Raw genomic sequence first — 24,828 nt, 5'->3', positions numbered from 1 at the left:
GTTGCCGTCGGGCCCTTTCATGCCGTTGCCTCCATGGCGACGCGCAGGGCGGCGATGCCGCGCGATCCGTACGCCTTCACCGAGCCCAGGGATATGCCGAGCGTCTCGGCGACCTGGGCCTCGGTCATGTCCGCGAAGTACCGCAGCACGAGCACCTCGCGCTGGCGGCGCTGGAGCCCGCGCATCGCCTTGATCAGCGCGTCGCGCTCCAGCTGGTCGTACGCGCCCTCCTCGGCGCTCGCCATGTCGGGCATCGGCTTGGAGAGCAGCTTGAGCCCGAGGATGCGGCGGCGCAGCGCGGACCGCGACAGGTTGACGACGGTCTGGCGGAGGTAGGCGAGGGTCTTCTCCGGCTCGCGCACCCGGCTGCGGGCCGAGTGGACCCGGATGAAGGCCTCCTGCACGACGTCCTCGCAGGAGGCGGTGTCGTCCAGGAGCAGGGCCGCGAGTCCGAGCAGCGAGCGGTAGTGCGCGCGGTAGGTCTCGGTGAGGTGATCGACGGTGGTGCCGGCCGCCATGGCCTCGTCAGCGCTCTCGCGCGAGGTCGTCTGCGCGGGAACGCGGGCCGGACGGGTGGCGGGCATCGGCGCGATCACCGGCATGCCACCGGGCGCGCCGAGTCGCCGACGCGGGCGGACGACCGTGCCACCGCGCGTCGGTACCGCTCTGAAGTCGAGTACCTCTGCCACGCCTGTTGGACACGTTCCTCCCCGTCAGGGTTGTACGCGTACGACACTGTTTTTGGCGGTGCGCCACATACCCTCATCCGTACCCGCTCTTCCCCAATGCCCCGATTTTTACGGCACCTTGAGGGGCGACCGCATAGACGCTCCATGCCGGACTGCGGTTGCAGGGACACGGAAATGAATCGTGTAACAAGGGCTTGGCGCAGTTCAAGTGGTACAGACCAGCGACTTGCTCACAGAGCGTTCACAGATCCTACAAATGGGTGGAGCTCATCGCGCGGTGAATTCGCGAGCCGCCAACTCGGCGATGTGCGCGGCGTTCAGCGCCGTCCCCTTGCGCAGGTTGTCGCCGCAGACGAAAAGTTCCAGTACGTGCGGATCGTCCGGCGAGCTGCGCACCCGGCCGACCCAGGTGGGGTCGGTGCCGACCACGTCCGCGGGCGTGGGGAACTCGCCGACGGCGGGGTTGTCGAAGAGCACCACGCCGGGCGCGGTCGCCAGGATCTCGTGGGCCCGCGCCACGTCCACCTCGTTCTCGAAGCGGGCGTGCACGGACGCCGAGTGCGTGGTGACGACCGGCACCCGCACACAGGTCGCGGACACCGGGAGCCGCGGCAGGTCGAGCAGTTTGCGCAACTCGTCGCGCAGCCCCAGCTCCTGCGAGGACCAGCCGTCCTCGGCGAGCTCGCCGGTCCAGGGCACCACGTTCAGGGCGACCGGCGCGGGGAACGGGCCGAGGTCGTCGCCCACGGCCCGGCGCACATCGCCCGGACTCGTGCCGAGCCCCGTCCCGGCCACCAGCGAGATCTGCCGGCGCAGCGCCTCGACCCCGGGCTGCCCCTCCCCGCTGACCGCCTGGTACGTGGAGACGACCAGCTCGCTCAGGCCGAACTCGGCGTGCAGCGCGCCGACCGTCACGATCATGGCGAGGGTGCTGGCGTGCGGGCTCGCGACGATGCCGCGCGGACGCATCCGTACGGCATGGGGATTGAGCTCGGGCACCACGAGCGGCACGTCCGGGTCCATCCGGAAGGCGGCCGAACTGTCCACCACCACCGCGCCCTTGGCGGCGGCGACCGGCGCCCAGCGGGCGGCGATGTCGGCGGGCACGAGGAAGACGACGACGTCGGAGCCGTCCAGGGCCTCCTCGCTCAGCGCGAGGACCTCGCACTCCTGGCCCCGTACGAGCAGCTTGCGGCCGGCCGAGCGCGCCGAGGCGACGAGGCGGACCTCGCCCCACACGTCGGCGTGCTCGGACAGGATCTGGAGCATCACCGCACCGGCGCCCCCGGTCGCTCCGACGACCGTGAGCGCCGGTCTGCGGGTCATCGCCCGGTGCCCCCGTAGACGACGGCCTCGTCGCTGTCGGAGTCGAGGCCGAAGGCGGAGTGCACCGCGCGGACGGCGTTGTTCACGTCGTCGGCACGCGTGACGACCGAGATGCGGATCTCGGAGGTCGAGATGAGCTCGATGTTGACGCCCGCGTCGGACAGGGCCTCGAAGAAGCCCGCCGTGACGCCCGGGTTGGTCTTCATGCCGGCGCCGACCAGGGAGATCTTGGCGATCTGGTCGTCGTAGCGCAGCGACTCGAAGCCGATGGCCGGCTTGGACCGCTCCAGGGCGTCGATCGCCTTGCGGCCCTCGGCCTTCGGCAGCGTGAAGGAGATGTCGGTGAGCCCGGTCGACGCGGCGGAGACGTTCTGCACCACCATGTCGATGTTGATCTCGGCGTCCGCGATGGTGCGGAAGATCGCCGCGGCCTCGCCCGGCTTGTCGGGCACCCCGACGACCGTGACCTTCGCCTCGGAGACGTCGTGGGCGACTCCGGAGATGATGGCGTGCTCCACCTGCTGACCCTCCGACTGGGAACGTGGTTCGTTGCTGACCCAGGTGCCCTGCAGTCCGCTGAAGGACGACCGCACGTGGATCGGGATGTTGTAGCGGCGGGCGTACTCGACGCACCGGTGCAGGAGCACCTTGGAGCCGGACGCGGCCAGCTCCAGCATGTCCTCGAAGGAGATCCACTCGATCTTCTTCGCCTTCTTCACGACGCGGGGGTCCGCGGTGAAGACGCCGTCGACGTCGGTGTAGATCTCGCAGACCTCGGCGTCGAGGGCCGCGGCCAGCGCGACGGCCGTCGTGTCCGAACCACCGCGCCCGAGCGTGGTGATGTTCTTGCCCTCCTGGCTGACGCCCTGGAACCCGGCGACGATGGCGATGTTGCCCTCGTCGATCGAGGTCCGGATGCGGCCCGGGGTGACGTCGATGATCCGCGCCTTGTTGTGGACCGAGTCGGTGATGACACCGGCCTGGCTGCCCGTGAAGGACTGGGCCTTGTGGCCCAGGCTTTTGATCGCCATGGCCAGCAGGGCCATGGCGATCCGCTCTCCGGCGGTCAGCAGCATGTCGAATTCCCGCCCGGCAGGCATCGGCGACACCTGCTCCGCGAGCTCGATCAACTCATCCGTCGTGTCGCCCATCGCGGAAACCACGACGACCACCTGGTGGCCGTTCTTCTTGGCTTCCACGATCCGCTTGGCGACGCGCTTGATGCCCTCGGCATCGGCAACGGAGGAGCCTCCGTACTTCTGCACGACAAGGCCCACGTGCGCTCCTCGCTCAGTTCATTCCTGGTCGGCTCAGTCTAACGAGCGGGCCGGAATCGCCCGCGCCGTATCACTTCGTGAGATGTCCCGCTCACACCATGATCACCGGGCGTTTCTCCGGACCGCTCGCGAGGTCCATCTGCCCGGACCGGTCCGTTGTACGCGACTTGTGGGCGGGGTCACAGAAGGGGGAGCGACCGGCCTCGCGGCGGGCGCGGACCGGGGCCCGCGCCAACGCGCGCGGGACCAGGCCTACTTGAGGTCGCGCAGCCCCAGCGGGCCGGAGAGCTCCTCGATCATGACGCGGCCGGCCTCCTCCTCCAGGGCGTCCTCCGTCAGGTCCTCGTCGGTGTCGAGGCCGTCCAGCGCTTCGAGCGGCTGGTTGAGGCGGACGTGGGCGACGAGCGACTGGAGCGCGCGCAACGCGGCGGAGGCCGTCGAGCCCCAGTTGGAGAAGTACGAGAACTGCCACCACCACAGGGCCTCGGTGGTGCGGCCCGCCCGGTAGTGGGCCAGGCCGTGGCGCAGGTCGGTGACGACGTCGGCGAGGTCGTCGGAGATCCGGCACGGCACCGGCGCCTTGCGCGGCTCGTACGGGTCGAAGACCTCGGAGTACACGTCGATGGGTTCGAGCAGCCGGGCGAACCGCTCGCGCAGCTCGTCGACGTCCGCCTCCGGGCCGAGGTCGGGCTCGTAGCGCTCGTCGGGGACGATGTCCTCGTGCGCCCCGAGGCGGCCGCCGGCCAGCAGGAGCTGGGAGACCTCCAGGAGGAGGAACGGCACCGCGCTGTCGGGCTCGTCGCCCTTGGCCACTTCCGTGACGGCGACGATGAAGGACTCGACCTGGTCGGCGATCTGGACCGCGAAGGAGTCCGGGTCCTGGGTGGTCGCGTGCAGCGTTGCGTCAGACATCGAGTCGACCTTCCTCGTAGCCCTGCCGGGCGTACTCCTGCTGGGCGTCATACATCGAGCAGCCGCCTTCCTTCGAAGGCCCGGCCCAGGGTGACCTCGTCGGCGTACTCCAGGTCGCCGCCCACCGGCAGGCCGCTGGCGAGCCGGGTGACCTTGAGACCCATGGGCTTGATCATGCGGGCGAGGTACGTCGCCGTGGCCTCGCCCTCCAGGTTCGGATCGGTGGCCAGGATCAGCTCGGTGACCGTCCCGTCCGCGAGGCGGGCGAGCAGCTCGCGGATGCGCAGGTCGTCCGGGCCGACGCCCTCGATCGGGCTGATGGCCCCGCCGAGCACGTGGTAGCGGCCGCGGAACTCGCGGGTCCGCTCGATGGCCACCACGTCCTTGGGCTCCTCCACGACGCAGATGACGCTCTGGTCGCGGCGCGGGTCGCGGCAGATGGCACACCGCTCCTCCTGCGCCACGTTGCCGCACACCGCGCAGAACCGGACCTTGTCCTTCACCTCGAGGAGGGCGTGCGCGAGGCGGCGCACGTCGGTCGGCTCGGCCTGCAGGATGTGGAAGGCGATCCGCTGCGCGCTCTTGGGACCGACGCCGGGCAGCCTGCCCAGTTCGTCGATGAGGTCCTGAACCACGCCTTCGTACAACGGAACGCCTCTCGTGGGTTGCTCTGATGCCTACGGTAGTTGGTGTGCGTCCGCCTCAGTAGGGCAGGCGCACGGCCGGGCCCCGAAGGCCGGGCGTACACCCGGTGTCGCGGACCTAGAACGGCAGGCCCGGCATGCCGCCGAGGCCCTGCGCCAGCGGGCCCAGCTTCTGCTGCTGGAGCTGCTGGGCGTTCTCGTTGGCGGCCTGCACGGCCGCGACGATCAGGTCCGCGAGGGTCTCGGTGTCCTCCGGGTCGACCGCCTTCGGGTCGATGGCGAGGGCACGCAGCTCGCCCGAGCCGGTCACGGTCGCCTTGACGAGACCGCCGCCGGCCTGGCCTTCGACCTCGGTCGCCGCCAGCTCTTCCTGGGCGAGGGCGAGATCCTGCTGCATCTTCTGGGCCTGCTGGAGAAGCTGCTGCATGTTGGGCTGGCCACCACCAGGGATCACGTTTCACTCCGGGTTTCGGTAGAACGGTTCACAAGGACGGCCACACCGCGCCGTCCCTTTCGGCACTCCGAGCCTACGTGGTCGACAGGCGCCCTGCTCCGCAACTCTTTCGAGTGATGCCGTGCGGGTTCCTATACCTGATCAAGGGCCCCTTCCGGGGGGAAATACCTGGATATCGCCCCCTGGGCCCTCCATTCGGCGGTAGGAATGGCGGTCGGGCGCATCACTACGCGTCAATACGCGCAGGCGCACCTCCGGTGCCGCCGGGCGTGACGTCATTTACTACGTCCTGTAGACGTCCAGTGCGTCAGGCACACAGCCAGGTGCCCTTACGTCACTCGACGTCACAGAGGGTCACAGCAAGCGCGGAGGGAGCGGCCGGGTGAGCCAGCCGGACATGCAGCCCGAGGGGCCTCCGGGCCCGGCCCGGCGGGACGAGGGCGCACAGACGGGCGATCTGACCGGGAGGCCGTTCCCGCTCGGCGACTGGGGCGAGCCGGCCGAGCGCCTCGCCGAGCTGTACCGCTGGGTCGAGAACGACGCCCTGCGCATCGCGGACTGGTACCTCGCCGACCGGCTCTGGAAGCGCCGCGGCGCCCGCGCCCTGCGCTGCGGCACGGCCACCGGCGCGATCGCGGGGGCCGTTCTGCCGCTGCTCGATCTGACGCACGCCCTGGAGGGGGCGGCGGGCTGGGGCTACCTGTGCCTGCTGCTCGGCGCGGCCTGCATGGCCTGCGACCGCTACTTCGGGCTCACCTCGGGCTGGATGCGGGACGTGGCCACCGCGCAGGCGGTGCAGCGCAGGCTCCAGGCCCTCCAGTTCGACTGGGCCTCGGAGAGCGTGCGGGAGGTGCTCGGGCCGACCGAGGGCACCGCGAGCGAGGCGGCCGAGCGCTGCCTCTCGGTGCTGCGCCGGTTCACCGAGGACGTGACGGAGCTGGTGCGCTCGGAGACGGCGGACTGGATGGTGGAGTTCCGCTCGGGGCCCGCGCCGCTCGTCATGCAGACGCTGAGCGCGGCGGCCCCGCGTACGGACGGGGCCCCCGGGCCCGGCCGCCTCCCCCTCCCCCCGGCCACCCGGCCGAACATGCCGCGCCAGCGTCCGCCGGAGGGACCGCGGTAGGGACGGGGCCGGGGGCGGGCGCCCTCAGCTGAAGATGATCATCGAGCCCTGGGCGAGGCTGCGGGTCGCCGCCGCGTGCAGCCCGAGCCACACGTGCCGCTCACGCGCGAAGGGGCTCTCGTCGTACGGGATGGGACCCGCGGGCTCCTCCAGGGAGGTGGGCCGGTCCGGCGGGGCGGGGGCGGTCGGCGGGTTGGCCGGATCTATCCCGATCGCGGGCGCCACGAACTCCAGCTCGCGCAGCAGCCCTTGGGCCGAGCCGAGCGGGCCGCCGCCCGCGAGCAGCTCCTCGTTGGAGAGCGGGACCGCGAAGTCGACCGGCACATAGGCCCCGGCGTGGTCGTAGTGCCACACCAGGTGCGACTGCTGGGCGGTCGGCTCGAACATCTCCAGGAGCTGCTCGTAGTCGCCACCGAGTTCGTCGACGGGCGTCACCGCGAGGCCGCACAGCTGGAGCAGGTAGGCGCGGCGCAGGAAGTGCAGCGCGTCGTAGTCGAACCCCGCCACGGGGGCCACGTCACCGGAGAGGCCCGGCATGTACGCGAAGACCGGTACGGGCGGGAGCCCGGCGTCGCCGAGCGCCTTGTCGTACGAGGCGATCTCCTCCGCGAACGGATTGTCGGGGCTGTGGCACAGCACATCGACAAGGGGGACCAGCCACAGGTCACAGGCCAAGACGGGCTCGCTCTCAACTCGTTTCATGCGATGGTCGGGACAGCGTAGTGCGCCGGGCACGCCGCGCGAAGAGTGCCCGTCAACTCCCGGTGCGGGGTGACCGGATCCCCCCGCGCCCCGGTCGGGAGGGTTTACCCACGGTGCCGTCCGTTACTCGGACCCGGCGAAGGCCCGCCGGCCGTTCGGCCGCGCGACCTCAGCGCACCCGCGAGACGTCCCAGATCCACACCCCGCCGACCTTCGTGCCCTCGCGGCCCACGAGCCGGGTCACCGCCTCGTACAACTGGGGCGCCTGCGGCTGGGGTTCCAGGACCAGCACGCCCGCCCGCCAGTACGCGAGGTCCGCCCGGGCCTGGTTCTGCCAGTCGGCGCCGATGTCCGGCAGGGGCTTGCCGGAGCGGATGTCGTTGAACAGGTTCGACGTCCAGCGCGGGGAGGCGCCGTAGATGCCGATGCGGTCCGGGCCCCAGGGGCCGTTGAAGTAGCCGCCCGGGACGGAGAAGCCGAGGCCGGTCGCCGACTGCCAGTGCAGGGCCTCGGCCGAGCCGGGGTCGGGCAGCGGCACCGGGACGAGCGACTCCCCCGGCCGCACGTACTTCTTCCACAGGCCCGCGGAGATGAACTCGGGTATCTCCGGGCGGGCGTGCGTCGGGTACGACGTCGGCACGATCGGGAGCAGGGCCAGCGCGATGGCGGCGAAGCCGGCCACCCGGGTCGCCCGCGTCCGGGCGAGCGCGAGCCGTCCGGCGGCCAGCGCGATCAGCGCGCCGAGCACCGGCGCGCAGATGATCGCGACCCGGCCCTCGATCACCGACTCGAAGAGCGGCCTGTGGGCCAGCAGTTTCCAGGGTCCGGGCAGGACCACACCGGTGTACGGGATGCGGATCTTCTGCCCGAGCGAGAGGACCGCGGCCGCCGCGCCCGTGAACGCCAGCGCCTTGACCAGGGGGCGCCGCCACAGCCGGATGACGAGCGCGCAGGCCAGCGCCACCAGCGGCCAGCCGTAGAACGCGTTCTGCTCGGTGCGGTTGAGGGCCAGCTTGTCGGCGGTCGCCTCGTCGCCGAACAGCGAGCGGCCGGAGAACTCGATCAGCGCCAGCGGCGAATTGCCCGCGTCGTCGCCGTGCAGGACGCTGTGGTAGCTCTGCGCCCCGGCGAACTGCCGGTAGAGCGGATACGCGACGAGGACCAGGCAGACCCCGAGCGCGTACCCGAGTCCCGTGGCCAGCGGGCGGATCGCCGCGCGGGCCGTGTCGCGCCGGGCCAGGGCGTAGGAGAGGGCGAACAGGGCCATGCCCAGCGAGGCGAGCAGCAGCACCTCCTCGCCGAGGAAGATCTGGTACGTCGTGAACAGGCCCAGGATCACGCCGTCGCGGCGCACGTTCCGGCCCTCGCACAGGCGCAGCGCGCGGTCGATGATCAGCGGGATCATGAACAGGACGCAGAAGTTCGGATGGGCGGTGCCGTGCGAGATCACCGGCGGCGCGAAGGCCGCGAGCGCCCCGCCGAGCCCGGCCGCCCACCGGTTCTCGGTGACCCGGCGCGCGAAGAGCCAGTACCAGGCGTACGCGGTCGCGGACATCCCCAGGGTGAGGACGAGCGCCCAGGTGAGGGTCGGCCCGAACGCGAGGGTGACCGGCGCCAGCGGCACGGACAGGCCCAGCATCGGGGTGTTGCCCATGAGGTTCACGCCGTCGGGGAAGTTCTGGACGGTCGTGAACAGCGGGTCGCGCAGATGGGCCACGTTGTCGGCGGTGACCGCGAAGAACCACTCCCACTGGTTCTGGTCCTGCATCGAGTCGCTGAGGTAGCTCCGCCCGAGGTCGCCCCACAGGTTCTTGTAGAGCAGCACCGAGGACAGCAGGTAGAGGGCGCCGAGCACCAGGTCGGCGCGGCGTATCGCCCGCGCCTTGAGGCGGGCCAGCTCCCACAGCACCTTGCCGTAGTCCGCCGCCCCCACCTTCGAGCCCTCCTGGTGCGCCCAGCGCACCGGCACCTCGGACACCGCCCAGCCCTTGCGGCGGAAGAACTGGAGGATCTCCACGTCGATGCCCCAGCCGTCCAGGCGGGCGTCGGCGAACGCGGCGCGCGCCTTGTCGCCGTCGAACAGCTTGAAGCCGCACTGGGTGTCGCGGATGCCGGGCACGGCCACGGCCCGGATCAGCCGGTTGCCCATCCGGCCGAGCACCTCGCGCAGCCGGCTCTGGTGGACCTCGATGTTGGCCTCGGGGTGGGCGCGCGAGCCGATCGCGGCGGCCGTCTCGCCCTCGGTCATCGCCTTGGCGAGGTGGTCCAACTCCTCGATGGGGGTGGCCAGATCGGCGTCCGTGATCAGGACGCGGCGGCCGTACGAGGCGAGCACCCCGAGCCGCAGGGCGTGGCCCTTGCCCCGGTTGGACTCGCTGACCACCACATGGATGCGGGGGTCGACGGCGGCGGCCTCGCGGGCCACCCGCACCGTCTCGTCGGCCGATCCGTCGTCGACGACGATCAGCTCCCAGGAGCAGCTGTCGCCGAGGTGGCCGCGGATCGCCTCCAGGGTGGGCGCGAGGCGCTGCTCCTCGTTGTACGCGGGGACCACCACGCTCAGTTCGACCTGTCCGGCCGGGTCTGTGATCACCGGGGCAGCCGCTCCGCCCACATCAGGGATTCGTCGTTGTACGCGGCGATCAGGGCCCGCGCGGCTTCGAAGTCGCCCAGCGCGAGCGCGGAGACCACCTCGTCGTGCCCGGTCCAGAGCCAGTCGCTGAGCTCGCCGTGGCCGCGCAGATAGGGCACCGCGAAGACCCAGCTCTGCATGCGCAGGCGGTGCAGGAACTCGGAGATGTAGGAGTTCCCGGCGAGCGCGCACAACTCCCGCCAGAAGCGCAGGTCGTAGCCGACCAGGATGTTCAGGTCACCGCCGCGGGCGGCCCGCGCTGCCTCCTCGCCGCGCCGTCGCACCGACACCAGGGCCGGTCCGTACGCCTCGATCGAGCCGGGGACCGCGGCCCGCCGGAATATCCCGTCGACCACCAGCGCCCGCGCCTCGACGATGCCCTTGTAGTCCTCGACGGAGAACACCCGCACCCTGAAGCCCCGGTGCTGGTCGGAGTCGAGCAGGCCCTGGGCGCAGAGGTCGACGAGCGCCTCGCGCACCGGAGTGGCGGAGACGCCGTACTGCTCCGCTATCTGCTTGACCGTGAACGCCTCGCCGGGCTGCATACGCCCCGCGAGCACCTCGTCACGCAGCGCGTCCGCGATCTGTTGTCGAAGGGTGCTGCGGGTGACCGCTCCGCTAGCGGGCATGACTCGCTCCCCTCCTCCGGCTTCGGGCCACCCTATGGGGTGCCCGGAAACCGGACAAAGGAGAGCGGGTTTTTCCCCCGGATCAGGGGCGCGTCACACAGTGTGCTCGTCGGCCGCCGTGAGCGCCTCGTCGAGCGCCGCGAGGCCCTCCTTGGCCTCGGCCTCGGTGATGTTGCAGGGCGGCACGACATGGGTGCGGTTCATGTTGATGAAGGGCCAGAGCCCGTTCTTCTTGCAGGCCGCGCCGAACGCCGCCATCGGCGCCGCGTCCGCGCCGGTCGCGTTGTACGGCACGAGCGGCTCGCGCGTCTCCTTGCTGCGGACGAGCTCCAGGGCCCAGAACACGCCCAGGCCGCGCACCTCGCCGACCGAGGGGTGCCGCTCGGCGATCTCGCGCAGGCCCGGCTCCAGCACGCTCGCGCCGATGTGCGCGGCCTGCTCGACGACGCCCTCCTCCTCCATCACGTTGATGGTGGCGACGGCGGCGGCGCAGGCCAGCGGGTGCCCGGAGTAGGTGAGCCCGCCGGGGAAGGGCCGGTGCTCGAAGGTCTCGGCGATCTTCTGGCTGATGGCGACGCCGCCGAGCGGCACATAGCCGGAGTTGACGCCCTTGGCGAAGGTCAGCAGGTCCGGTACGACGTCGAAGTGCTCGCAGGCGAACCACCTGCCGGTCCGGCCGAACCCGGCCATGACCTCGTCCAGGACGAGGACGATCCCGTACCTGTCGCAGATCTCGCGCACCCCGGGCAGATAGCCGGGCGGCGGCGTCATGATGCCCGCGGTGCCCGGCACCGACTCCAGGATGATCGCGGCGATGGTCGCGGGGCCCTCGAAGGCGATGGTCTCCTCAAGGTGCTTCAGGGCCCGCTCGCACTCCTCCGCCTCGGTGGTGGCGTGGAAGGGCGAGCGGTACAGGAACGGCGCCCAGAACCGGGTGACACCGGCCGCGCCGCTGTCCGAGGCCCAGCGGCGCGGGTCGCCGGTGAGGTTGATCGCGGTGTGCGTGCCGCCGTGGTACGAGCGGTACGCGCTCATCACCTTGTGGCGCCCGGTGTGCAGCCGGGCCATGCGGATCGCGTTCTCGACGGCCTCCGCGCCCCCGTTGGTGAAGAAGATCTTGTCGAGGTCGCCGGGGGTGCGCTCGGCGATCAGCCGGGCCGCCTCCGAGCGGGCCTCCACGGCGAACGCGGGCGCGAAGGTCGTCATCGTCGCGGCCTGCTCCTGGATCGCGGCGACGACCTTCGGGTGCTGGTACCCGATGTTGGTGAAGACGAGACCGCTGGTGAAGTCGAGGTAGCGGTTGCCGTCGTAGTCCCAGAAGTAGGTCCCCTCCGCGCCGGCCACGGCGAGCGGGTCGATCAATCCCTGGGCGGACCAGGAGTGGAACACGTGCGCACGGTCGGCGGCCTTCACTGCCGCGCCGGCCTGGGGATCGGGAGTGCCTTGAGGGGTCATGCCCCCAGGGTAAGGACGCCCAGGTGGGAACGGCCATGGCCATCCTGTCCACCGAGACCGGTCCCGCTCGGCAAGGTGTCGGGTGCGGCGCCACCGCTATCGGGCCGACCCCTCGCCGGGCGCCGGGCGCGCGGTCACCAGACCCGACTCGTAGGCCGCGATGACCGCCTGGGCACGGTCACGGACGGCGAGCTTGTCGAAGATGCTGGTGATGTAGTTCTTGACCGTGGACACACTGATGTCCAGGGCACGCGCGATCTCGCTGTTGTCGAGGCCGGTGGCCATCAGCCGCCACACCTCGACCTCGCGGGGCGTGAGCTCGCCGAGGCCCCTGGGGGCGGGGCGCGCCTCCCGGGGCGCGGTGACGTAGGTGGAGATCAGCCGGGTCAGCAGGCGCGGCGCGACCACGGCCTCGCCCGCGTGGACGGTGCGGATCGCCGCGCTCAGCTCCTCGGGCGAGCTGTCCTTCGGCAGGAACCCGCAGGCCCCGGCGCGCAGGGCGCCCACCACGTACTCGTCCAGGTCGAAGGTGCTCAGCGCGAGGACCCGGCAGCCGGGCACGGCGGCGGTGAGCTCGCCGGTCGCGGCGACCCCGTCGAGGACGGGCATCCGGATGTCCATCACCACCACGTCGGGCCGCAGATCGCGGGCCAGCGTGACGGCCTGCGCCCCGTTCCCGGCCTCGCCCACCACCTCGAAGGACGGGTCGGGGGAGAGGATCAGCGACAGGCCGCGCCGCACCAGCGGCTGGTCGTCGGCGATCAGCACCCTGATCGGGGTCCCGGTCATCGGCGTACCCCTTCCTCGGCCGCGGCGTCCGCCTCGGCCGTGCTCAGCGGCAGGTCGGCCACCACGGCGAACCCGCCGTCGGCCCGCGGCCCGGCGGTCAGGGTGCCCCCGTGCAGGGCGACCCGCTCGCGCATGCCGATGAGGCCGTACCCGCCGGAGCCCGCCGAATCCTGCGGCGCTCCCCTGCCGTCGTCCAGCACCGCGACACCGACCCCGTCCTGACGGTACGTCAGGCGTACGGTCGCGCGGGCGGGCCCCGCGTACTTGCGGGCGTTGGTGAGGGCCTCCTGGGCGATCCGGAAGACGGTGAGGCCGACGGTGGGCGGCAGCGGGCGCGGTGTCCCGTGCACGCTCAAATCCGTTGGTAGTCCCGCGTGTTGGGACTCGGCCACCAGGCGTTCGAGGTCGTCGGCGCCGGGCTGGGGCTGCGCGGAGGCGGCCTCGGGCTCGTCCCCGGCCCGCAGCACGTCGAGGAGCTGGCGCATCTCGCTCAGCGCGAGCCGCCCCGAGGCCTCCAGGGTGACCAGCGCGTCCCGGGCCACCTCCGGCCGGGCGAGGTTGGCCCGGGCCCCGCCGGACATCAGCTGCATGGTGGTGATGTGGTGCGCGACGATGTCGTGCAACTCCCGTGCGATGCGGCGGCGTTCCTCGGCCACCGCCCGGTCGGCCAGGAGCCTGCGGTTGGCCGCCACCTCGCGCTGCCAGCGGCCGACCGCCAGGGCGGCGCCCACCACGATCAGCGGGGAGAGGATCGCGGACACGGTGTCCTGCCAGGGCGGGACCCGGCCGCCGCTCTGGCTGACCAGCGTGACCGCGAACGTCGCGGCGGTCGCCGACACCGTCACCCGCACGCGGCCGGTCCCGGCGACCGAGTACAGGGCGACGATCAGGACCGCGCCGAAGTGGGTGGAGAGCGGCAGCGTCAGGGAGGCCACCGCGTCCAGCGCGAGGACCGCGGCGAGCGTGGCCACCGGGTGGGTGCGCCGGGCGAGCAGCGGCACGCCGGCCAGCGCGACGAGGAGGAACCCGGGCACGCTCACCGCACCCGGACCGCCGGGTTCGTTCGCGAACACGTAGCTGAGCAGGTTGAGCGCGCAGGCCCCGCCGGCCACGAGGGCGTCGTTGCGGTTCCAGGGCGGATCGATGCCGTCCAGGAGCGACAGCACCCCGGCGCGCGACCACTGCCTCGGGCCGCCGGGCGCCTGCGCACCGGCCATGCCCACCGGTCCCGGCGCAGCACCGGACCCCATGTCTCGACTCCCGCTCATGCCCGCCCTCTGTGTCCGGTCCGGCCGCCTCCTGCCCCCGCACCAGCCTGTCACGTCGCCCACGGCGACCGCGCCGGCGGCGGGACGGGATCGCGACCAGGACCAGGGTCCTGGTCGGGGACCGGGCGGGGACCCAGGGCCCCGGTACGGATCATCCGCTGCCAGGACGCCGACCCGCCCCCGCGGCTGATGGTCTGGAGAACGTCCGGGAGAACCCCGGCAGCCACCGGGCCGGTGCCTGCCGACCGATCCGCCAAAAGCCCCGGCCCGACCCAGCCCGTCTCCTCGGAGGACACCGTGATCCGCGCCCTGACCAGATGCTCGACTCGCCATCCCTGGAAGGTGATCGCCCTCTGGGCCGTGCTGGGCTTCGCCCTGATCGCCCTGACCCCGACCCTGTTCGCCCGCGTCACCCAGAACCAGACCGGCAACTTTCTGCCCCCGAGCTACGACTCCGCGGCGGCCCTGCGCATGGCCGAGGAGCGGTTCGGGGTGGACCCCGACGCCACCACCGTGACCGTCCTGGTCGCCCGTGCGGACGGCACCCCCCTCGGCGCCGCCGATCACGAGCGCGTCGCGGCGGAGGCGGCGAAGCTGGCCGGGCGGCGGGTCGTCATGCCCGTCAAGGACGGCGAGCCGAAGTTCCTGCTCCCGGACCGCTCCCAGACGCCCCGGGTCGCCCCCGCGATGACCGCGCCCGACCGGAGCTTCGAACTGCTCTCCGTCGAGTTGACCGGAAACGCCGCGGACCCCGGCGTCCAGGACGTCTACCGGGCCTTCCGGGACGCCGCCCGCACGCAGTTCTCGGAGGCGGGGATGCGGACCGGGTTCACGGGCGCGCTCGCCGACACCGTGGACGACGCCGATGCCAACAAGACCGCCACCACGATCGGGGGCGTCCTCGTCACGGGGCTCATCGTCCTGCTCAACGTCCTGGTGTTCCGCAGCGTGCTCGCGGCCGTGCTGCCGCTGCTCGCGGTGGCCGTGATCGGTGGGGCCGCGTCAGGGGCGGTCGCGGGCGCGGCGACGCTGACCGGGCTCAAGCTGGACGCGAGCACCCCGGGCCTGATCAACGTGGTGCTGCTCGGCATCGGCATCGACTACCTGCTGTTCCTCCTGTTCCGCTTCCGCGAGCATCTGCGGGCCCGGCCCGAGCAGCCCGCACGCGAGGCGGCCGCGGAGGTCTGCGCCCGGGTGGGCACCGCGATCACCTCGGCGGCGCTCACCATCGTGGCCGCGTTCGCGACGCTGGGCGTGGCGAGCTTCGGGCAGTTCCGCTCGCTGGGCCCCGCCATCGCCGTCGCGGTCCTGGTGATGCTGCTCGGCAGTCTCACCCTGATGCCCGCGCTGCTCGCGGCCGCCGGACGCAAGATGTTCTGGCCCTCCCGGGCCCTGCGCCGCGCGCCGCGCGAGGGCAGCGCCGCCCGGCTGGGCGCCCTGGTGACCCGGCGGCCCGTGGCCATGCTCTGCGCCTCGGTCGCCCTGCTCGCCGCGCTGGCCGCCGGGCTGATCGGCATCCGCATGGACTACGGCCAGGGCGATGCCGGTGCCAAGACCGCCGCCGCCGGCACCGCGGCCGAGATCTCGCGCGCGCTGCCCGCCGGGGTGTCGGACCCGACCAGCGTGTTCGTCACCGCCGACGACGGCGCCACCCTCACCACCGCCCGGCTCGACGGCCTCGCGCGTGCGCTCGGCCGGGTCCAGGGCGTCGGCCAGGTCGCTCCGACCGTCCTGAACAAGGATCACCGCGCCGCCCGCATCGACGTCTACCCGACGGCCGACCCGCACAGCAACGAGGCCCGCGACCTGGCGTCCGGGCCGGTGCGGGACGCGGTGGCCCGGCATACGCCCGTCGGGACGACGGCGCACGTGGGCGGCACCCCGGCGATCATCGCCGACATCGCGACCGCCGTCGACCACGATCTCAAGGTCGTGTTCCCGGTCGCGGCCGCGCTGATCGCGCTGATCCTGCTGCTGCTCCTGCGCAGCCTGCTCGCGCCGGTCGTCCTCATGGTCTCGGTGAGCCTCGGCTTCGCCGCCACCCTCGGCGCCGCCACCCTGCTCTTCCAGCACACCCTGGGCAGGCCGGGCGTCAGCTTCACGCTCCCGCTCGTGCTGTTCCTGTTCGTCGTGGCGCTCGGCACCGACTACAACATCCTGATCTCCGACCGGATCCGGGAGGAGATGCGGCGCCCCGGCCCGGGCCGCGCCGCCGTGGCCCGCGCGGTGCGGCACACCGCCCCGGCCGTCGCGACGGCCGGTCTGGTGCTCGCCGCGTCCTTCGCCAGTCTCGCCACGACCCCGGGCAGCGAGCAGGTCGCCTTCGCGATGGCGCTCGGCATCATGCTCTCCGCGCTCGTCCTGTCGCTGGTCCTCGTCCCCGCCCTGGCCGCCCTCCTGGGCCGGGCCCTGTGGTGGCCGGTCCGCCCGCGCCGCACCGCGGACCCCCACCCGCACCCCGCCCCCGAGCCAGACCGGGTGACGGCGTACTGAACCCGCGAAGGCGCCCCCGGCTCCGCGGGCCGAGAGGCGGCACTATCCTCGGCCCGTTGGAGCGGTGTGAGCGGGGAGGCGCATCCGACATGGGCATGGGCGGCACACAGCGGCTGGAACCGGGCGATCCGGAACGAATAGGCAGCTACCGGCTGTTGGCCCGGCTCGGGTCCGGCGGGATGGGACAGGTCTACCTCGCCCGCTCGGACCGGGGCCGCACCGTGGCGGTCAAACTGGTCCGCCCCGACCTCGCCGAGCAGGACGAGTTCCGGGGCCGGTTCCGCCAGGAGGTCGTCGCGGCGCGCAGGGTCGGCGGCCGGTGGACGGCGCCGGTGCTCGACGCGGACACCGAGGCGCCGGTGCCGTGGGTCGCGACCGGTTACGTGCCGGGCCCCTCCCTCCAGTCCGTGGTGACGGGCCCGCACGGCCCCCTGCCGGAACGTTCCGTTGGCGCCCTGGCACGCGGCCTCGCCCATGCCCTCAAGGACATCCACGCGGCCGGGCTCGTCCACCGCGACCTCAAGCCCTCCAACGTCCTGATCACCATCGACGGCCCCCGCGTGATCGACTTCGGCATCGCCCGCGCCCTGGAGGCGGGCACCGAGGCGGGCCTGACGCGGACCGGCGCGCTGGTCGGATCGCCCGGTTTCATGGCGCCGGAGCAGGTGCGCGGCGACCGGATCACCCCGGCCTGCGACGTGTTCTGCCTCGGCTCGGTCCTGGCGTACGCGGCGAGCGGGAGGCTGCCGTTCGGGGAGGCGGCGAGCGGGGTGCACGCGCTGATGTTCCGCATCGCGCAGGAGCCGCCGGACCTCACAGGCGTCCCCGAGTCCCTCCAGGAGCTGATCGGCGACTGCCTCCACAAGAACCCGGCGGCCCGCCCCGGCCTCGACCGCATCCTGGAACGCGTCCCGGACACCGCCCCGGACCCGTGGCTGCCCGCGCCCCTTGTGGCCCAACTGGGCAGTCACGCCGCCCAGTTGCTGGACATCGAGAGCCCGCCGGACACAGCCGCGCCACCCCCAGCCGCGCCAGCCGCCCCCACCCGGACCGCCCCGGACCTCATACCGACCCCGTACAGCGCCCCCGCGCCCGCGCCGTACGACCCGTACTACCCCTCCCCCGCCCCCGAGCCGCCGCCCCGCCGCAGCGCGAAGTCCACGGTGGCGCTGATCGCGGTGGCCCTGGTGGTGGCGGTCGGCGCGGGCGGCTCGGTGTACGCGTTCATGAGCAGCGGCGACCCGAGGAACGCGAAGGACGACACCGGTACCAGCACGGCGAGCACCGCCCCGAGCAAGCCCAACCCACCCTCACCTTCAGCCAGTTCGAGCGCACAGCCCACCCCTTCCACCAACGACGTGCCGCAGCGCTACGTGGGCGCCTGGACGGCCACCGTGCCCACCGGCAGCGGCGGCGACCCGCGCCGCCTGGTGATCCGCGCGGGTCGGGTGGGCGACACCGTGCTCACCCTCACCGCCGACGGAAGCGGCTACCACTGCGTGTTCCAGGCCGAGTTGACGTCCGCGCCCGCGTCGGGCGACGGTCCGCTCCGGCTCGGGCCGTCCGAGGTCGGCCCCGGTTCGACCGGCGCCTGCAACCCGGGCAGGGCCAGCACCCTCAGCCTGCTGCCGGACGGCCGACTGCACCGCCAGACCGACGGCACCGGCGAGTTCCTCGACTACACGCGCGCGGACGGCCAGTAGCCCCGCGCCCGGCGGGCCTCACTTCGCGCGAGGCCTGAGCAGCTCCTCGACGAGGGTGTCGACCAGCGCGCGCGGGACGGCGGAACCCGTCAGGGCGCAGTAGACGATCGGGCCGAGCAGCGCGTCCAGCGCGGCGTCGGGACCGAGCGCGGGCGAGATCTCGCCCGCGTCGGCCGCCCGCTTCAGCAGCTCGCGTTCCTGGGCACGGCGCGGGCCGAGATAGCGCTGGTGGAAGCTCGTGGCCGTGGCCGGGTCGTGCTGCGCCTCGGCGAGGAGTGCGAGCAGGACCTTGCCCGCCGGGTCGCGGGTCAGGAATCGCGCGAAGCCGCGCAGATAGCCGCGGATGCTCGCCGCCGTCGCCCTCTCCGGGACGGGCAGGCTCTTTCCGCTGTCCTCGATGAGGGTGTCGAGCAGGATCTCGACCTTCGAGGGCCACCAGCGGTAGATCGTCTGCTTCGCGACGCCCGCACGGCGCGCGATGGCCTCGACGGTCAGCCCGCCGAAGCCGTGCTCGACGAGCAGATCGTCCGCGGCGTGCAGCACGGCCAGGCGTGCGGCTTCGTCGCGCCGGGGGCCGGAGCGGGGTCTGGCGGCCGGCGATGGGCTGGTGGCGGGCATGCGCACCACAGTACCCGGGGAGGCGTGGCCCACGGCTGTCTAGACGCACCGTACCGTCTAGACGAGACGCACCGTCTCGTCTAGATTCGAAGACGCACCCTCCGAGGCCGACCCCGGAAGACCCGGAAGACGACCACCGAAGACGAACGCCGCACGCGACCGCCGACCACGCACGCCGGAGACGGCCCCCGAAGACGGCCGCCGCCGCAGGCACCGAGAAGGAGCACGTCATGTCCACCACGCCCCACCGTCAAGCCCTGGTCATCGGAGCCTCCCGGGGGCTGGGGCTCGCCCTCACCGACGAACTCGCCCGGCGCGGCTGGCACGTCATCGCCACCACCCGCCAGGACGGCAGCGAGCTGAAGAAGCGCGCCGACATCTGGAAGGAGCGGCTGGAGATCGTCTCCCTGGAGATGACCAGCACCGAGCAACTGGCCACCCTGCGCCAGGCGTTGCACGGCACCCGGCTGGACCTGCTCTTCGTCAACGCCGCCATCGACCGGGGCGACCTGCCCATCGACCAGGTCCCGACCGACATGTTCACCGAGGTCATGACCACCAACGCGCTGAGCCCGCTGCGCGCCCTGGAAGCGCTGCGCCCGCTCGTCGCACCCGGCGGCACCGTCGCCGTCATGTCCTCCGAGCAGGGCAGCGTCTCGCGCAACACCGAGGAGGGGTACGAGCTCTACAAGGCGAGCAAGGCCGCGCTCAACCAGTTGATGCGCAGCTACGCCACCCGCCACGGCGACGACGGGCACACCAAGCTCCTCATCGACCCCGGCCACAACCGGACCCGGCTCGGCGGACCCGACGCCCCGCTCGCCCCCGAGGAGAGCATCCCGGCCGTCGTCGACGTCCTCGAAGCCCAGGCCGGCGCCCCGGGGCTCCAGTTCCTCGACCGCCACGGCGAGACCGTCCCCTGGTAGCCCCCTCAGCGGAGCTGCCGCACCACCGAGCACAGCAGCGGGGTGTGCACGAACCGGTCAGGCCCCGACGGCAGGCACCACCACGACAGCGGCCAGGTCCTCCCACCGATCGCCGGGACCGGTACGTAACTCACCTTCCCCGGAGCCGAGTTGAACGGCACGGCACAGGCGGGCCACGACCGGTGGGACGTGCTGCGCGGCGGCACCAGGAAGTACACCGCCCGCCGCCCGGCGGCGTCCGCGACGATCGGACCCGGGTCGCCCCCGGTCAGCTCCTCCATCACGTCCGCCACGCACCGCCCGGCGTCCCCGTCGATCCGTACGGCATCGAATTCCACGCCCGCCTTTCTGAGATGGAACCCGGAGAGCGGAATCCAGTCGAGGTTTACCTCACCAGTTTGCGTATCCACAAGGACAGTTTCGATCCGCGCCGCTAGCGTTTTCCATGGCCGCATGGGGACCGTCGGGCAGCCGTTGATCAGCCCCAACTCCCTTTGAGGCGAGTTGAATTCGGCGGGGCTGAGTACAGACCGGTTGAGACCGGTTGAGTCGGAGCGTGATCGAAAATGGCACGAGCGGAAAACAAGGAGACGGCGGGTCCGACCGCCCAGATGGTGGCCAAACTGGCCCGCAAATTGCGCCTGCGGAAGGGGTGGACGCAGGAGAAATTGGGCACCGAAATCGGCTTCTCCGCGGCGGCGGTCAGCGCGATGGAGACCCTGGCCCAGCCCGCCAGCGACCAGATGCTGGTCGAGCTGGAGCGGGTGCTCGGCGATGGCATGGAGATCTTCGAGGACGCCCGGACGCCGGTACGGCTTGAGAAGTACCCGGAGCAGTTCAAGGACTTCGCCCTCTTGGAGCAGCAGGCCGTAGCGCTCCAGATGTACGAGACCTTGGTGATCAACGGGCTGTTCCAGACCGAGGAATATGCGCGAGCCCTGATCGGTGGAGGCTATCCGCCGCTCTCCGAGCAAAGGGTCGAGGAACTGGTCCAGGCGCGCATGGAACGCCAGACGATCTTCGACCGGCACCCTGTCGCCACGATCGAGCTGATCCTGGAGGAAGCGGTGCTGCGAAGGGTCATCGGAAGCCCGGAGATCATGCGCGCTCAGATGCACCACCTCATCGCATGCACACGCAAGCGCAATGTGAGCGTCTTCGTGCTCCCCTTGGACTGTGGCACAGGCGGTGAACACGCAGGAGCTCGTGGCGGAATCACCTTGGTGGAGACGCCGGAGCACGACCACCTCGCGTACCTGGAAGTCCAAGGCGAAAGCCTGCTCATCACCGACCCCGCAAAGGTGAGTACGTTCACGCAGCGCTATGCGAAGATCCGAGCACAGGCCCTGGGTCCTCGCGAATCGATGGGCCTCATCGAGGAGTTGGCAGGAGAGCAGAGATGAGCAACGCCCTGCGGTGGTTCAAGTCCAGCTACAGCGACGACAGCGGCGGGCAGTGCATCGAGGTGGCCGTCGCCTGGCGCAAGTCCTCGTACAGCAGTGACAGCGGCGGGAACTGCGTAGAGGTGGCCGCCTGCCCCCAAGCCGTCCACATACGGGACTCGAAGGTGAGTGACGGGCCCTCGTTGGCCGTCGAGCCGGGTGCGTGGACGGCGTTCCTGAACTGGGAAGGCACTGCGGCCGGTTGAGGCGGCGCCGGTCCGACCGGAGCTGAGGCGGCGCCGGCGGAGCGAGCACACCGCTGGCGCCGCCGCATATCGCGGACGTATCGAAAACCGCATACGCCCCCGCAACCGCGCTCCCTCTCTCATGGGGGCATGAATCAGAATGCGTCTCCGTCGAAGCCGCTCCGCCGGGTGGGTGGCCTCGTGCCTCCGGTCCTGGCGGTCCTCGCCCTGGCGGGCATCCTCGTCGTGATGCGGCGCCCGCTCATGATGTCCGCTCCGCGCTGCATGGCCGGGCGGTGGCACGGCTGCTACGACACGTTCAACGGCGTGGTGCTCATGACGCTGGTGACGCTGCCGTTGGCCGCGCTGGTGGCCTGGGCCCTGGCGCTGCGTCGGCGTGCGGCGGGTGTCGCCGGGGCGGGGCGGCTGTCGCTGGCGGAGGTGGGCATGGTCCACGGGACGGTGCCGTTCGTCTGGCTGACCATGATGCCGGGGCAGGGGGCGGGCGTCGTGCCGGGCCGGGTGAGCCTGGTGCCGCTGCGGGACCTGGTCACGATGGGGCCGCTGGGGATCGTGGGCAATCTGCTGGTCTTCGCGTCGCTGGGGTTCTTCGCGCCGATGCGGTTCGCGGCGCTGGCGTCCCTGCCGAGGGTGCTGGCGCTCGGGGCGGGGTGCTCGACCCTGGTGGAAGTGGCCCAGTACGTGCTGCGGCTCGACCGGGTGTCGTCCGTGGACGACGTCCTGGTCAACACCGTGGGCGCCGTACTGGCCGCGCTGGCGTCGCGCCGCTGGTGGCGCACGGCGCCGCAGGAGGCCCCCGGCCCCGCGTCGGCACTGGTGAGCTGAGGGGCGTGTCCGCTGTGTACGCGTCGTCGCATACGTCGGCGATATGTCGGGGTGCTTAGGCTGCGGACGTGCGCGTACTGATCGTGGAGGACGAGCCCTACCTGGCGGAGGCCGTCCGGGACGGGCTCCGCCTGGAGGCCATCGCCGCCGACATCGCCGGCGACGGGGACTCGGCCCTGGAACTGCTCGCCACCCACTCCTACGACCTCGCGGTCCTGGACCGCGACATCCCGGGCCCCTCCGGCGACGAGGTGGCCCGGCGCATCGTGGCCTCCGGGAGCGGCATCCCGATCCTCATGCTGACCGCGGCCGACCGGATCGACGACAAGGCGTCCGGGTTCGAGCTCGGCGCCGACGACTACCTCACCAAACCGTTCGAACTGCGGGAGCTCGTGCTGCGGCTGCGGGCGCTCGACCGCAGGCGCGGGCACGCCCGGCCGCCGGTGCGCGAGATCGCGGGGCTGCGCCTGGACCCCTTCCGCCGGGAGGTCTTCCGCGACGGGCGCTATGTGGCGCTGACCCGCAAGCAGTTCGCGGTGCTCGACGTCCTGGTGGCCGCCGAGGGCGGGGTCGTGAGCGCCGAGGAACTCCTGGAGCGGGCCTGGGACGAGAACGCCGACCCCTTCACCAACGCCGTCCGCATCACGGTCTCCGCCCTGCGCAAACGGCTGGGCGAACCCTGGGTGATCGCCACGGTGCCGGGGGTGGGCTACCGCATCGATACCACCGGGCCCGGGGACCGTACGGATGCGTAGACGCCCGGGGCTCAGCGCCCGCCTGAAACTCACCCTCAGCTACGCCGGGTTCGTCGCGGTGGCGGGGGCGCTGCTGCTGGGGGTGGTGTGGTGGTTCCTGCTGCGCTACGTACCGAACAACCCGAAAGGGCTGCTGGGGATCTCGCCCAGCCGCTACGTCCTGTTGCAGGTCTTCATGCCCGCCGCGGCCGTGGCGATGGCCTTCCTGCTGGTGTTCGGGCTGGTCGGCGGGTGGGTCCTCGCGGGCCGGATGCTCGCGCCGCTCACACGGATCACGGGGGCGGCGCGGCTGGCCGGGAGCGGGTCGCTGTCCCACCGGATCCGCCTGGAGGGCCGCCAGGACGAGTTCCGTGAACTCGCGGACGCCTTCGACGCGATGCTGGAACAGGTCGAGTCGCACGTGGCCGAGCAGCAGAGGTTCGCGGCGAACGCCTCCCACGAGCTGCGCACCCCGCTGGCCATCTCGCAGACCCTGCTCGACGTCGCCCGCAAGGACCCGACGCGGGACCGGGACGAGCTCCTCGCCCGCCTCCAGAGCGTCAACACGCGCGCGATCGACCTGACCGAGGCCCTCCTGCTGCTCAGCCGCAGCGACCAAGGCTCCTTCACGCGCGAGAGCGTCGACCTCTCGCTCATCGCGGAAGAGGTCGCCGAAACGCTGCTCCCGCTCGCCGAACAGCGCCGGATCACGCTCGACGTCACCGGCACGGCGGCCCGGACCGGCGGGTCCGCGGAGCTCCTGCTGCGGATGGTGACGAACCTCGTCCAGAACGCCATCGTGCACAACCTCCCCGACGGCGGCGCCGTGACGGTCCACACCGGGGTGCGGGACGGGGCGAGCGTGCTGCGGGTCGAGAACACGGGCCCGCCGCTCGCGCCGGAACTGGTCCCCACCCTCACCGAGCCCTTCCAGCGCGGCACGGAACGCGTACGCGGCGACGAGCACGCGGGTGTGGGCCTCGGCCTCGCCATCGTGCACAGCGTCGTGCGCGCCCACGCCGGAACCCTGCACCTCGCCGCCCGCCCGGCGGGCGGCCTCCTGGTCACGGTCACGCTGCCGGGGCTGCCGGGGGCTTCATAATCGAGCGATGCCGATCCTGACGTACCCCGAGGCGAAGACCCCGGCCCCGCTGCGTGCCCAGGTGCTCGCGCTCCAGGACGAGGCGTGGCCGCCGGACGTACCGAGCAGCGGGCCGAGCCACGACCCGGCGCTCGACCCGCTGTCGATGCTGCTGGTGGAGGACGGCGTGGTGCTGGCCGCGCTGGACATCCTGCGCAAGGGCATCGAGCACGCGGGCCACCGGCTGCGCGCGGGCGGCCTCAGCACGGTGGTCACCCGCCGGTCGGCACGCGGCCGGGGCCACGGCCACCGCCTGGTGAGCGCGGCCCGGGAGGCGATGCCCGGGTACGGGATCGACCTCGGCCTGTTCACCTGCGACCGCCCGCTCGCGGGGTTCTACGAGGCGGCGGGCTGGCGCCGGTTGCCGGACACCGTCCTCGTGGGCGGCACCCCGCAGGACCCCTTCCCGAGCGACGCCCCGGGCTTCGACAAGGTGACCCTGGCCGCCTTCTTCACCCCCAAGTCCCACACGGCACACCCCACCCTGCAATCAGCCCGCATCCCCCTGCACCCGGGCCCCATCGACAAACTCTGGTGACAGAACTGCGACGGAAGCGCGTTGCACCCGCGACACGCGTTCGATAGACATATATGTCGTCGCACGAGGCTCGTGAGGCGATTCGCGGAAACCGCGAAGATCACGACAAGGACGATTACGGGGGTGTGTGCGTGAAGTTCGACATGGGGTCCACGACTCTGTCCGACCTGGGAAAGAGCACCGAGGGGTCGAGTGGTGATCTCGGTGCGTTGATCCGGCAGTTGATCGCGGCCGCTGATCCGCTGGAGGGGAAGTTCAACGGGGCCGGGAAGGTCGCGTTCGACTCGTTCAAGGCGCACGCG

General features: G+C 72.0%; 24 protein-coding genes and 1 pseudogene. 11 read left to right on the top strand and 14 right to left on the bottom strand.

Going from position 1 to position 24,828, the window contains the following annotated elements:
• Window positions 1–17: 17 nt before the first annotated feature.
• From DT019_RS27910 to DT019_RS27885, 6 genes are all read right to left on the bottom strand, one after another.
• On the bottom strand, window positions 18–689 hold the full coding sequence (locus DT019_RS27910; RefSeq protein ID WP_114039702.1) for a SigE family RNA polymerase sigma factor: 672 nt from the start codon (window positions 687–689) through the stop codon (window positions 18–20).
• Between the two features lie 267 nt (window positions 690–956).
• A complete protein-coding gene (locus tag DT019_RS27905; protein WP_114039701.1) occupies window positions 957–2,015 on the bottom strand; it encodes an aspartate-semialdehyde dehydrogenase in 1,059 nt (352 codons plus the stop codon).
• Window positions 2,012–3,292, bottom strand: coding sequence for an aspartate kinase (locus DT019_RS27900; protein WP_114039700.1), 1,281 nt, complete (start codon window positions 3,290–3,292; stop codon window positions 2,012–2,014). Before DT019_RS27900 ends, DT019_RS27905 begins: the two co-directional genes overlap by 4 nt.
• A 252-nt stretch (window positions 3,293–3,544) precedes the next feature.
• A complete protein-coding gene (locus tag DT019_RS27895) occupies window positions 3,545–4,204 on the bottom strand; it encodes a DUF5063 domain-containing protein (protein ID WP_114039699.1) in 660 nt (219 codons plus the stop codon).
• Between the two features lie 47 nt (window positions 4,205–4,251).
• Window positions 4,252–4,851 carry a recombination mediator RecR gene (recR, locus tag DT019_RS27890; RefSeq protein ID WP_114039698.1) on the bottom strand — a complete coding sequence of 200 codons (600 nt, stop codon included), beginning with the start codon at window positions 4,849–4,851 and terminating at the stop codon, window positions 4,252–4,254.
• Window positions 4,852–4,966: 115 nt separating this feature from the next.
• Window positions 4,967–5,302, bottom strand: a complete 336-nt coding sequence (locus DT019_RS27885) for a YbaB/EbfC family nucleoid-associated protein (protein ID WP_114039697.1) — start codon at window positions 5,300–5,302, stop codon at window positions 4,967–4,969.
• 382 nt (window positions 5,303–5,684) lie between these two features.
• Here DT019_RS27885 and DT019_RS27880 point away from each other — a divergent pair, with 382 nt between their 5' ends.
• Window positions 5,685–6,425 carry an SLATT domain-containing protein gene (locus DT019_RS27880; RefSeq protein WP_388972532.1) on the top strand — a complete coding sequence of 247 codons (741 nt, stop codon included), beginning with the start codon at window positions 5,685–5,687 and terminating at the stop codon, window positions 6,423–6,425.
• 24 nt (window positions 6,426–6,449) lie between these two features.
• Here the strand turns inward: DT019_RS27880 and DT019_RS27875 are convergent, their stop codons facing one another.
• The 6 genes from DT019_RS27875 to DT019_RS27850 form a co-directional block, all read right to left on the bottom strand.
• Window positions 6,450–7,100: a hypothetical protein gene (locus DT019_RS27875; protein ID WP_114039696.1), complete on the bottom strand. Its 651-nt coding sequence runs from the start codon at window positions 7,098–7,100 to the stop codon at window positions 6,450–6,452.
• 196 nt (window positions 7,101–7,296) lie between these two features.
• Window positions 7,297–9,720, bottom strand: a complete 2,424-nt coding sequence (locus DT019_RS27870) for a dolichyl-phosphate beta-glucosyltransferase (protein WP_223279800.1) — start codon at window positions 9,718–9,720, stop codon at window positions 7,297–7,299.
• Window positions 9,717–10,388: a GntR family transcriptional regulator gene (locus DT019_RS27865; protein WP_114039695.1), complete on the bottom strand. Its 672-nt coding sequence runs from the start codon at window positions 10,386–10,388 to the stop codon at window positions 9,717–9,719. Before DT019_RS27865 ends, DT019_RS27870 begins: the two co-directional genes overlap by 4 nt.
• A gap of 93 nt (window positions 10,389–10,481) precedes the next feature.
• A complete protein-coding gene (locus DT019_RS27860) occupies window positions 10,482–11,843 on the bottom strand; it encodes an aspartate aminotransferase family protein (RefSeq protein WP_114039694.1) in 1,362 nt (453 codons plus the stop codon).
• Between the two features lie 96 nt (window positions 11,844–11,939).
• Window positions 11,940–12,632, bottom strand: coding sequence for a response regulator (locus DT019_RS27855; protein ID WP_114039693.1), 693 nt, complete (start codon window positions 12,630–12,632; stop codon window positions 11,940–11,942).
• Complete coding sequence (locus DT019_RS27850; RefSeq protein WP_114039692.1) at window positions 12,629–13,849, bottom strand: sensor histidine kinase; 1,221 nt, start codon at window positions 13,847–13,849, stop codon at window positions 12,629–12,631. Before DT019_RS27850 ends, DT019_RS27855 begins: the two co-directional genes overlap by 4 nt.
• A gap of 393 nt (window positions 13,850–14,242) precedes the next feature.
• On the opposite strand from DT019_RS27850, the gene DT019_RS27845 reads away from it, so the two are divergent.
• Window positions 14,243–16,393 carry an MMPL family transporter gene (locus DT019_RS27845; RefSeq protein ID WP_223279799.1) on the top strand — a complete coding sequence of 717 codons (2,151 nt, stop codon included), beginning with the start codon at window positions 14,243–14,245 and terminating at the stop codon, window positions 16,391–16,393.
• Between the two features lie 95 nt (window positions 16,394–16,488).
• The gene (locus DT019_RS27840; RefSeq protein WP_114039822.1) at window positions 16,489–18,096 is read left to right on the top strand and encodes a serine/threonine-protein kinase; all 1,608 of its coding nucleotides are present in this window, start codon (window positions 16,489–16,491) and stop codon (window positions 18,094–18,096) included.
• A gap of 18 nt (window positions 18,097–18,114) precedes the next feature.
• Here the strand turns inward: DT019_RS27840 and DT019_RS27835 are convergent, their stop codons facing one another.
• Window positions 18,115–18,714 carry a TetR/AcrR family transcriptional regulator gene (locus DT019_RS27835; protein WP_114039690.1) on the bottom strand — a complete coding sequence of 200 codons (600 nt, stop codon included), beginning with the start codon at window positions 18,712–18,714 and terminating at the stop codon, window positions 18,115–18,117.
• A gap of 230 nt (window positions 18,715–18,944) precedes the next feature.
• Between DT019_RS27835 and DT019_RS27830 the strand changes: the two genes are divergently transcribed.
• Window positions 18,945–19,640, top strand: a complete 696-nt coding sequence (locus DT019_RS27830; protein WP_114039689.1) for an SDR family NAD(P)-dependent oxidoreductase — start codon at window positions 18,945–18,947, stop codon at window positions 19,638–19,640.
• 5 nt (window positions 19,641–19,645) lie between these two features.
• Here DT019_RS27830 and DT019_RS27825 read toward each other — a convergent pair whose 3' ends face one another.
• Window positions 19,646–19,978, bottom strand: coding sequence for a hypothetical protein (locus DT019_RS27825; RefSeq protein ID WP_223279798.1), 333 nt, complete (start codon window positions 19,976–19,978; stop codon window positions 19,646–19,648).
• Between the two features lie 228 nt (window positions 19,979–20,206).
• Here DT019_RS27825 and DT019_RS27820 point away from each other — a divergent pair, with 228 nt between their 5' ends.
• The 7 genes and pseudogenes from DT019_RS27820 to DT019_RS39195 all read left to right on the top strand — a co-directional run.
• Window positions 20,207–21,043: a helix-turn-helix transcriptional regulator gene (locus DT019_RS27820; RefSeq protein WP_114039687.1), complete on the top strand. Its 837-nt coding sequence runs from the start codon at window positions 20,207–20,209 to the stop codon at window positions 21,041–21,043.
• Entirely contained in the window at window positions 21,040–21,288 is a 249-nt protein-coding gene (locus tag DT019_RS27815) for a DUF397 domain-containing protein (protein ID WP_114039686.1), read from the top strand. Before DT019_RS27820 ends, DT019_RS27815 begins: the two co-directional genes overlap by 4 nt.
• A gap of 129 nt (window positions 21,289–21,417) precedes the next feature.
• The gene (locus DT019_RS27810; protein ID WP_114039685.1) at window positions 21,418–22,113 is read left to right on the top strand and encodes a VanZ family protein; all 696 of its coding nucleotides are present in this window, start codon (window positions 21,418–21,420) and stop codon (window positions 22,111–22,113) included.
• A gap of 68 nt (window positions 22,114–22,181) precedes the next feature.
• Entirely contained in the window at window positions 22,182–22,868 is a 687-nt protein-coding gene (locus DT019_RS27805) for a response regulator transcription factor (RefSeq protein ID WP_114039684.1), read from the top strand.
• The gene (locus DT019_RS27800; protein WP_114039683.1) at window positions 22,861–23,949 is read left to right on the top strand and encodes a sensor histidine kinase; all 1,089 of its coding nucleotides are present in this window, start codon (window positions 22,861–22,863) and stop codon (window positions 23,947–23,949) included. The genes DT019_RS27805 and DT019_RS27800 overlap by 8 nt, the downstream gene beginning before the upstream one ends.
• Before the next feature lie 7 nt (window positions 23,950–23,956).
• A complete protein-coding gene (locus DT019_RS27795; protein WP_114039682.1) occupies window positions 23,957–24,526 on the top strand; it encodes a GNAT family N-acetyltransferase in 570 nt (189 codons plus the stop codon).
• Window positions 24,527–24,579: 53 nt separating this feature from the next.
• Window positions 24,580–24,828 (top strand): annotated as a pseudogene (locus DT019_RS39195) (hypothetical protein); the annotation flags it as partial.

The sequence above is a fragment of the Streptomyces sp. SDr-06 genome (genome assembly GCF_003324565.1).
In the GTDB taxonomy this organism is placed as follows: Bacteria; Actinomycetota; Actinomycetes; order Streptomycetales; family Streptomycetaceae; genus Streptomyces.
This window is presented reverse-complemented; position numbering and strand designations above follow the sequence as displayed.